Genomic DNA, 8456 nt, shown 5'->3' with positions numbered 1-8456 from the left:
CGACTGAACGAACTTACATTTTGAACCAAAAAGAAGCCAAAAGATAACAAAACGTATTTCATAAACATTTGATGACTATGTGCGGTGGTAATTTATAGAACCTGCCTTTAAGGTTTGACAAACTTCTTGTGATTTCTGATATAGATACCTTTCTCTAATATCCTGTCATCGGTTCCTACATAACGACCGTCCAGTGTGTAGATGCGCTCATCGAGAGGGCGGTCTTTGTACGTGGTTTGTTCAATGCCATTGGTGAAATCTTTTCGAAGAAAATCAAAATATATCTTGCCATCTCTCTCCGAAATGTTATAAATAGGCTTATCAAGCGTCCCTCCTGTCCATGGTGCATAGTTGGGCAAATTGTTCGCATCTGTGAGTTCTGTTACATTCTTCGTCCCAGGAAAGAGGTCGCCTTTTAATTCTTCTTTGTATTTAGTTCTGTCCTCATTGTACGAGCTGTAAAGCAGTCCATCAGCAGGAATTACGGTCATGCGGGGCTTGCCTTCCACATTGTTCACGCTGTTTGATGATAATATAAATTCAGAAGCCTTATAATTTACATGATACACCAACAGTCCATTACTCTTCAAGCCTGCATTCCAACGTTTGGGTTGAATGTTCTGAACAATGTAATAATCATTTTTGTTCGGATCGTTATCATTGTAGATGCGATAGGCTTTGCCCTTGTTATCAATGGTTTTCAATTCAATTTGCTGCGCAGTAGTCAAATCCTCAATCTTCATCCAGCCCATGGCTTCGCGTTCCCAAGCCGTATAGGCTGTAGGCCACCAACCATTGGCGGTATATTCACCATCGTCCATGAGGCTCCATGCCTCCATTCCTTGGTTGTCCCCTCGAGCACTCGCCAATGTAGGATAGAAATCGGGAAGCCCCATACAGTGACTGAACTCATGACAAAAGAGTCCGATGCCTGATATCATTTTTTCTTCAGGATATTCAGGGTTGCCAATCAGTTCGTTGCTGATGCCTGCCCTATATATCTTTTTTCCGTCAAAGGAGGGGGAGGGGTAAATCGTTCCTGCTTTGGGCCACATGGTGTTGTCGGGGGCACCCATGTTCTGTCCATAGCCTGAATAGACAACATACACCAAATCGGCATAGCCGTCGTTATTGGCATCATAGTTTGCAAAGTCAAGCGAATCGTCCATAAGACGGCAGGCATCGGTAATCAGTTCTTCGAACTCTTCGTTAGAGCCATCTGCAGAAGTTCCTCCATAATATGCAAGGTTGTGCGGAAGTGTCACAGGACCATAGACGTCAAACTGTGGTGTAAATTGACCAAAGCTCATGTCCTTGAAATATTGTTGCACACTCGAAGCGTTTTTACCCTCACCGTGTCCGTAGTCAGTAGGGCGTCCTTTGCCATTGAGAAACTGTTGGAACGATTGGCGAGGATTGGTAAGTGTGAATGGGGTATCCTTATATTGAGCCAAAATGACGATGGCTTTGGGCGAACCCGTATGCGGGAAAAAAGTACTGTTCACTTGTACAGGTTCGCGACGCATGGCACGAGTTTCTATCTGTTGTTGTGCTCTTTCAAAAAACAGGTTTCTGTTTTGCGCTGCCACCGCTCTCTTTTCAGCGTCCTGTCGTTGCGATTTCTCATGCGCCAAAAGGTTTGACGATGATATTTTCCCATATCGGTCGATATGCGCAATATAAAAGGTGTCGGCTTTGCGAATCAGTATGACTCCGTCTTTGTCAGTGTACCAGTTAAAATGTTCATCTCCATGTTGGTAGGCTTGTAACACACTACCGTCGGGTTGAGTGACCGTTAGCGGCATTTTCCACGCTTTGGCAGCCCAAGACAGACTTACCAGTAGGAGAGAAATCAATGTCAATAGTGACTTTTTTATATTGTGACGTTGTATTTGTAACATATTCAATCGTTTTGCAAAAATACAAAATTTATTTTTATTATGCGCTGTTTTTTACCTTTTTGCGTGTTTCGTACAATTACTATAAAATAAAGTAGTAAAACTTGTAAACTACAAAATAATGTATTATCTTTGCCTTGTCTTCATAAAAAGCAACGGGAAATGAAACAAGAAATGGAAACAATGAGGGTTACAAATGATGAAAGAGACCTTCTTGAGCAGATGAGAAACTACAACCGGTCTTATCCCAACGGTTATCCTGAACTACTGGATATCATCATAGAGAAGTTTTACTCTATGCTCCGACAACCCTATTAACAATAAAACCACCGCTCTTCTCCCTCATGGGGATAGAGCTTCAACTAAAAGAAAGGAAATAACAATGGAAACAATTATTAAAAAGCAAGTAGTGGTCAGTGATATGAAGCAGCGTTTGGCAGACATCAACCTCTCTGTGTCGTGGATGGACTTTGCCAACAAATATTTTCACAAATCTTCTTCATGGTTCTATCACAAGTTGAACGGTATCGACGGCAACGGTGGTAAGGGCGGTTTCAACGAGGAGGAGTTGGAACAGCTTCGCGGCTCGCTCTTCGATTTGAGCAACCGCATCCGACGAGCTGCAGAAAGCATTTAGGCGTGGTTATCTGTTTGACCAATGAAGACAAAAGGTCGCCCGACGCTTACGGACGCAGTCTTATCAAGTGCATGCTTTCCAACATGGAGCGTATGCACTTTATTTCTTCATGTCTGTCGGCAGCGTTTCATTCGTAGAACGCTTGCTGTTTCAGGGTCTCGTTGCGTTAATAACTCAATGGGTTAGTGCTTTTAACCCATGTAGATAAGCGGCTTAACCCATGTAGATAACGGCATTAACCCATGTAGATAACGGCATTAACCCATGTTTTCAATCTCGGGGGACCATACTGCCTGTACTTTGGAGAACTGAAACTTGCACTTTTTCTTAAAAGAGAGAGGACACTTTTGGGAGAAAATAAAAAAGGCAATTCAAAGAAAGATATCTTCAAATTGCCTCATATTCATAATGTTATGTTCGTCTATTTAGCCTCTTTCATGACTCCCTCAATGTAGAGACGAGTCATTTCTGGATCGCCATTCGTGCGAACAGTAATCGTTTTCTTAAAATGACCAGGGAACTTGCCCTTACCATTATAGGTTACTTTGATTTCGCCTTTCTTACCCGGTTGAATAGGGGTCTTGGTATATGCTGGAACTGTGCAGCCGCAGCTTGCTACAGCCTGATTGATAATCAGAGGAGCATTACCCACATTGGTAAAGGTGAAAACACAGGTTTGAACAGGTGAACTCTCACTGAACTCACCGAAATTCTGTGTTGTTTTATCAAACTTGATTTGTGCATTCTGTTGAGCATTTGCCATGGTGAAACAGGTAAAGAGCATCAACGTAAGCATCATTAATTTTTTCATTGTTTATCCTTTCTTTTACAACTATTCGCTGCAAAGATAGATATAAAATAATGATAACGGTCAAATATTAAGAAAAATTAAACTATTGCCTTCACGACGTAGAGTCAACCAGCAAGTGCAAAATTAGTCAATCCTTTTATAAAACTCTTGTTTGGTGTTGAAAACTTGAGTTTTTCACTTCCAATCTGGAGCACAAAGTGCCGAAGCGTTCTCGTATATTCATTTTTCTTTGTTCTGGACTACAAATATAGCAAAAGGCAGAGAATCTTTCCCTGCCTCTATGCCTAATCTTAAAAAAAATAAATTGATAATCAGATGATTATTTTGATAACTCTCGATTTGGAGCATTACAGCGATTTTACTATACGCTTAAAAGTGAAATAACCAATAATATTTTTATCTATATTCTCAAAATTCCGTGTCGATTTCCGATTAGGATAATCATCACAGAATTTTATTTGACATTACTTGTTTTGACCCAAAAAGTGGGTCAAAACACAATTCCCTACTTCACAGGCAAGAATTTACTGAACCAATCTGCCAATGGTAAAGGACAGCTATTTATCCAAAAGCATATATATTGAAAGCCTTTTAGTTAAAAATGTGTTTTAGGAATAAGGATTATTCTTGTAAAACTTGTATGAATGAAGAGAAAAATGTATTTTTACGGTCGTTAAAAACGTGTATTTACACAAAATCAAAGAGTAGAGAATATGGATATAAGCAGAGATAAGTATCTGAATCAACTTATTCACAGTTGTGGCAATGGTTTAATAAAGGTGATAACAGGTATGCGCAGAAGCGGTAAGTCATATCTGCTATTTACACTTTTCAAAAACTATCTGCTTGAGCATGGGGTAAAGGAAGATCATATCATAGGAGTAAATCTTGAAAACCGTCTGAATAAAAGTTTGAGAGATCCGGATGTCCTACTGCAGTACATAAACAGCCGTCTGTCATCAGATGGTCACTATTATGTGATGCTGGATGAGGTACAGATGGTCAGTGAGTTTGAAGATGTCTTGAACTCATTTCTTAGCATCAGCAATGTTGACGTGTTTGTGACAGGCTCGAATGCGAAGTTTCTGTCGAAGGATGTCATTACAGAATTCCGTGGTCGTGGCGATGAAATACACGTGCGCCCACTGACTTTCAAAGAAGTGGCAGATTTTCGCGGAAACTATTCACAAGAACTAATTCGCGAATATATGCTGTATGGTGGCTTGCCTCAGGTAGTGCTTGAGCAAGACATAGACAAGAAGGTTAACTATCTGGAGCAGCAGATGGAGCATACCTATTTGCGTGACATTAAAGAACGCTATGATGTGCGTCAGGACAGCGACCTTGCAGAACTGGTGGATATTATGGCTTCCTGTGTTGGTGGATTGACCAATCCACCAAAAATAGCAGACACATTCAAAAGTGTTAAGCATAGTAGCATTTCGATAGATACCATACGCCTATATCTTGAATATATGGAAGACGCATTCGTGCTTGAACGTGCCACACGGTATGATATTAAGGGACGCAAATACATAGACTCCCCTTATAAGTATTACTTTGAAGACCTCGGTTTAAGAAATGCCCGTCTTGGTTTTCGACAGGTTGAGCCTACACACATAATGGAAAATATGCTTTACAACGAACTTCGCGCTGTAGGCATGAAAGTGGATGTCGGACAAGTGTTTACCGAAGTAAAGGGTGAAGATGGTACACGCAGGAGGAAAACGTTGGAGGTTGATTTCGTCTGCAACCGTGGCTATGAAAGAGTGTATATTCAATCGGCTTATGCGATGGAAACAGAAGAGAAGCGTAACCAGGAACTGGCCTCATTGCGTAAACTTCGCGATGGCTTTCGCCGGATCGTGATAGTGAATGGACTGCAGCCTACCTACATGAACGAAGAGGGTGTATATATCGTCAATATTATGGATTTTCTCCGTGATCCAGAGAGGTTAATGGAGAAGGGTACACAATAAGGATTTATAATATATCCCCATATTCTACAATTTTAAGCACTTTCCATAGTTGCGTAGAGTCAACCAGCAAGTGCAAAAATAGTCAATCATTTTATAAAACTCTTGTTTGGTGTTGAAAACTTGAGCTTTTCACTTCCAATCTGGATGATACCGCACAAAGCTGGCGTAAAACTTTGAAATGCAGATTAGTGATTGCAGACTTTGTTTGTTTCAGCAATTTTACTTAATTTTGCAATGTTGTAAATGGAACCCATTGTGGGGTTCTTAAAAATGTATATAATTTTCAAACTATGTATAGAACAAATACATGTGGAGAGTTAAGACTCTCTGATGTGAACAAGGAAGTAACCTTGTCGGGATGGGTACAACGCACCCGAAAAATGGGCGGAATGACTTTTGTTGATTTGCGCGACCGTTATGGAATAACACAACTGGTTTTTAATGAAGCCGCTGATGCAAAGCTCTGTGAACAGGCAAACAAACTGGGACGTGAGTTCTGTATTCAGGTCAAAGGCACGGTGAGCGAACGACAAAGCAAAAATGAAAAGATGCCCACAGGAGACATTGAGATTCTTGTGAGTCAATTGGTGATCTTGAGCGAGAGTCTCACACCACCTTTTAAGATAGAGGATGAGACAGATGGTGGCGATGATTTGCGTATGAAGTATCGCTATTTGGATTTGCGTCGCCCTACGGTGCGGAAGAATCTCGAATTGCGTCATCGCATGACTATCTTGATACGTAATTTCTTGGACAATGAGCAATTCATTGAGGTGGAAACACCTGTGCTGATTGGGTCTACGCCCGAGGGTGCACGTGATTTTGTGGTACCTTCACGTATGAATCCAGGACAGTTCTATGCACTGCCACAAAGTCCTCAAACCTTGAAACAGTTGTTAATGGTGAGCGGCTTCGACCGTTACTTCCAGATAGCTAAATGTTTCAGAGATGAAGACTTGCGTGCCGACCGACAGCCTGAGTTTACACAAATAGACTGTGAGATGAGCTTTGTCGATCAGGAGGATGTGATTGGCTTGTTTGAAAACCTTTGTCGTCATCTTTTCAAGGAAATTCGAGGAGTTGAATTGCCTGCTAAATTACAACAAATGCCTTGGGCAGAGGCGATGAAACGCTTTGGAAGCGATAAGCCCGACTTGCGGTTTGGAATGGAGTTTGTGGAACTGATGGATACCCTGAAGGGGAAAGCAGACTTCAGCGTATTCAACGAGGCAGCTTATATTGGAGGAATTTGTGTGCCGGGTTGTGCTAACTACACGCGCAAGCAATTGGATGGCTTGACAGAGTTTGTGAAGCGTCCACAGGTAGGTGCCAAAGGATTGGTGTACATTAAATATAATGAGGACGGAAGTATCAAGAGTTCCATCGATAAATTTTATACACAAGAGCAACTGTTGGCGGTGAAAGAGCAGATGGGGGCTAAAGATGGCGACCTTGTGCTGATATTGAGCGGAAACCAACCTAACAAGACCCGCGTTCAGTTGTGTGCGCTGAGACTTGAGATGGGCGAACGGCTCGGCTTGCGAGATAAGAACAAGTTTGAATGTCTGTGGATTGTCGATTTCCCACTCTTCGAGTGGAGCGACGAGGAGCAGCGATTGATGGCAACACATCATCCGTTTACCATGCCCAATCCAGAAGATATCCCACTGCTTGACGAACACCCAGAGAAAGTTAGAGCAAAGGCTTACGACTTTGTTTGCAATGGCATCGAAGTGGGAGGTGGCAGTTTGAGAATCCATGACGGTCAGTTACAAGCAAAAATGTTTGAAATCTTAGGCTTCACTCCAGAAAAAGCCATGGCTCAATTTGGCTTTCTAATCAATGCCTTTAAGTATGGTGCGCCACCTCATGCAGGGTTAGCATTTGGCTTGGATCGCTTTGTGAGCATCATGGCTGGGCTTGACAGTATTCGTGACTGTATTGCCTTCCCAAAGAACAACAGTGGAAGGGATGTAATGTTGGATGCTCCTAATTGTATAGATGATAAGCAGTTGGACGAATTGCAGATAAAACTTGATTTACATCAATAAACGACGATTTTTATGCGTTGTAGGCTGCAAATGTGTTATTTCGTTAATTGAAAATTAGTATATTTAAAAGAAAAATACTACTTTTGTATCATAAATTATAAATGAACAGCCACATGTGGCTTAATAATAATTAATAACTTAGCGATTATGACAGAAAAGAAAGTAACGACAGCAGCAGCTTCTAAGAAGGCAGCTCCAGCAAAGAAAGCTACAGCATGCAAAAGAACTTCTGTGAAGAACGCTGCATTGGTAGTAAACGCAGAAAGTGTTGGTTTCCGTGCTGGTGATGTTTATCAAACATTGGCATCAGCTGGTAAGGCAATGAGCGTAGCAGAAATTGCCAAAGCTGCAAAAATCGGAACAGAAGAAGTTTACTTAGGAATAGGTTGGCTTTTCAAAGAAGGTAAAATAAAAGATGCTGATCATCTTTTTACCTTAGCTTAAATCATGCAATTCTCTTAGAGAGATACCAATGCAAAAGATGAGTTTGTTTTTATTGAAAACAAACTCATCTTTTTTCTGTGCTATGCTTGCCATCGCTGTTTACTGATAATCCTTCACACGTATGGTTTGTTGATAAAGCACCTTGTTAGGATTTTTGCTTGAATGAATGATATAGGCAAAATTATAGTTTGCTTCTTTCAGCTTCTTGATACTTGTGTTATCTTTGATTTCCTTAATCAGAAGTGAATGTAACTTTTGCGAGTTTCGCTTGACGATTTCTGGATTATCCAACTCGTCCACAAACGAACAAAAGTATTGGTATGTTTTCGTAGCTTTGTCAAAGGTCACACTATCTGTTCTGGTACTGTTGACAACGGGCGTGGGACAGTATTTCTCGGTGTATTCCTTTGCTTCACGAACACATCTATCTTCTAAATTTTCGTGACAGCTCATCAGAGCTAACACGGTGGTTGCGACAATAAATATCCTTTTCATTTGTTGTTGTTTGTTTCTTGCAAAGATACATATATTTTACTAATTTTATGAATAGCTCCAACGAATTATTAAAGATAAATAGCTATCTTTGCAGAAGTTTGGCTTCGCCTCAACATAGAAAGTAAACTTTCTCTGTCTTCG

Annotated in this window: 8 protein-coding genes; 5 read left to right on the top strand and 3 right to left on the bottom strand. The window is 41.0% G+C overall.

All coding sequences use genetic code 11. From position 1 onward, the window contains the following. Positions 1 to 107: 107 nt before the first annotated feature. Positions 108 to 1901, bottom strand: coding sequence for a M6 family metalloprotease domain-containing protein (locus tag HMPREF9304_RS05165; RefSeq protein WP_052045918.1), 1794 nt, complete (start codon positions 1899 to 1901; stop codon positions 108 to 110). 159 nt (positions 1902 to 2060) lie between these two features. On the opposite strand from HMPREF9304_RS05165, the gene HMPREF9304_RS14645 reads away from it, so the two are divergent. After that, positions 2061 to 2216 (top strand): hypothetical protein, encoded by a 156-nt coding sequence (locus tag HMPREF9304_RS14645; RefSeq protein ID WP_036927077.1) that lies wholly within the window; start codon positions 2061 to 2063, stop codon positions 2214 to 2216. A gap of 64 nt (positions 2217 to 2280) precedes the next feature. Continuing rightward, complete coding sequence (locus tag HMPREF9304_RS05155; protein WP_008122292.1) at positions 2281 to 2535, top strand: DUF5053 domain-containing protein; 255 nt, start codon at positions 2281 to 2283, stop codon at positions 2533 to 2535. Between the two features lie 421 nt (positions 2536 to 2956). Here the strand turns inward: HMPREF9304_RS05155 and HMPREF9304_RS05150 are convergent, their stop codons facing one another. Then, complete coding sequence (locus HMPREF9304_RS05150; RefSeq protein ID WP_036927075.1) at positions 2957 to 3346, bottom strand: DUF1573 domain-containing protein; 390 nt, start codon at positions 3344 to 3346, stop codon at positions 2957 to 2959. Positions 3347 to 4059: 713 nt separating this feature from the next. Between HMPREF9304_RS05150 and HMPREF9304_RS05145 the strand changes: the two genes are divergently transcribed. The 3 genes from HMPREF9304_RS05145 (at position 4060) to HMPREF9304_RS05135 (ending at position 7820) form a co-directional block, all read left to right on the top strand. Then, positions 4060 to 5325 (top strand): ATP-binding protein, encoded by a 1266-nt coding sequence (locus HMPREF9304_RS05145; protein ID WP_036927074.1) that lies wholly within the window; start codon positions 4060 to 4062, stop codon positions 5323 to 5325. A 290-nt stretch (positions 5326 to 5615) separates the two neighbouring features. Further along, positions 5616 to 7376, top strand: coding sequence for an aspartate--tRNA ligase (gene aspS / locus HMPREF9304_RS05140; protein ID WP_036927069.1), 1761 nt, complete (start codon positions 5616 to 5618; stop codon positions 7374 to 7376). Between the two features lie 147 nt (positions 7377 to 7523). Beyond that, on the top strand, positions 7524 to 7820 hold the full coding sequence (locus tag HMPREF9304_RS05135; protein WP_036927068.1) for a winged helix-turn-helix domain-containing protein: 297 nt from the start codon (positions 7524 to 7526) through the stop codon (positions 7818 to 7820). A 99-nt stretch (positions 7821 to 7919) separates the two neighbouring features. Here HMPREF9304_RS05135 and HMPREF9304_RS05130 read toward each other — a convergent pair whose 3' ends face one another. Further along, the gene (locus HMPREF9304_RS05130; RefSeq protein WP_036927066.1) at positions 7920 to 8315 is read right to left on the bottom strand and encodes a DUF8479 domain-containing protein; all 396 of its coding nucleotides are present in this window, start codon (positions 8313 to 8315) and stop codon (positions 7920 to 7922) included. Positions 8316 to 8456: the final 141 nt, after the last annotated feature.

This window comes from Hoylesella timonensis S9-PR14 (assembly GCF_000762405.1).
GTDB classification, from domain to species: domain Bacteria; phylum Bacteroidota; class Bacteroidia; order Bacteroidales; family Bacteroidaceae; genus Prevotella; species Prevotella timonensis_A.
The sequence above is the reverse complement of the archived record's forward strand: the minus strand, read 5'-3'. Positions and strand labels throughout refer to the sequence as shown.

Bases quoted from the DNA above. Each gene is read 5' to 3' on its own strand.
- HMPREF9304_RS05165 (WP_052045918.1), bottom strand. From the start codon at position 1,901: ATGTTACAAATACAACGTCACAATATAAAAAAGTCACTATTGACATTG.
- aspS (WP_036927069.1), top strand. From the start codon at position 5,616: ATGTATAGAACAAATACATGTGGAGAGTTAAGACTCTCTGATGTGAAC.
- HMPREF9304_RS05155 (WP_008122292.1), top strand. From the start codon at position 2,281: ATGGAAACAATTATTAAAAAGCAAGTAGTGGTCAGTGATATGAAGCAG.
- HMPREF9304_RS05150 (WP_036927075.1), bottom strand. From the start codon at position 3,346: ATGAAAAAATTAATGATGCTTACGTTGATGCTCTTTACCTGTTTCACC.
- HMPREF9304_RS05130 (WP_036927066.1), bottom strand. From the start codon at position 8,315: ATGAAAAGGATATTTATTGTCGCAACCACCGTGTTAGCTCTGATGAGC.
- HMPREF9304_RS05145 (WP_036927074.1), top strand. From the start codon at position 4,060: ATGGATATAAGCAGAGATAAGTATCTGAATCAACTTATTCACAGTTGT.
- HMPREF9304_RS14645 (WP_036927077.1), top strand. From the start codon at position 2,061: ATGAAACAAGAAATGGAAACAATGAGGGTTACAAATGATGAAAGAGAC.
- HMPREF9304_RS05135 (WP_036927068.1), top strand. From the start codon at position 7,524: ATGACAGAAAAGAAAGTAACGACAGCAGCAGCTTCTAAGAAGGCAGCT.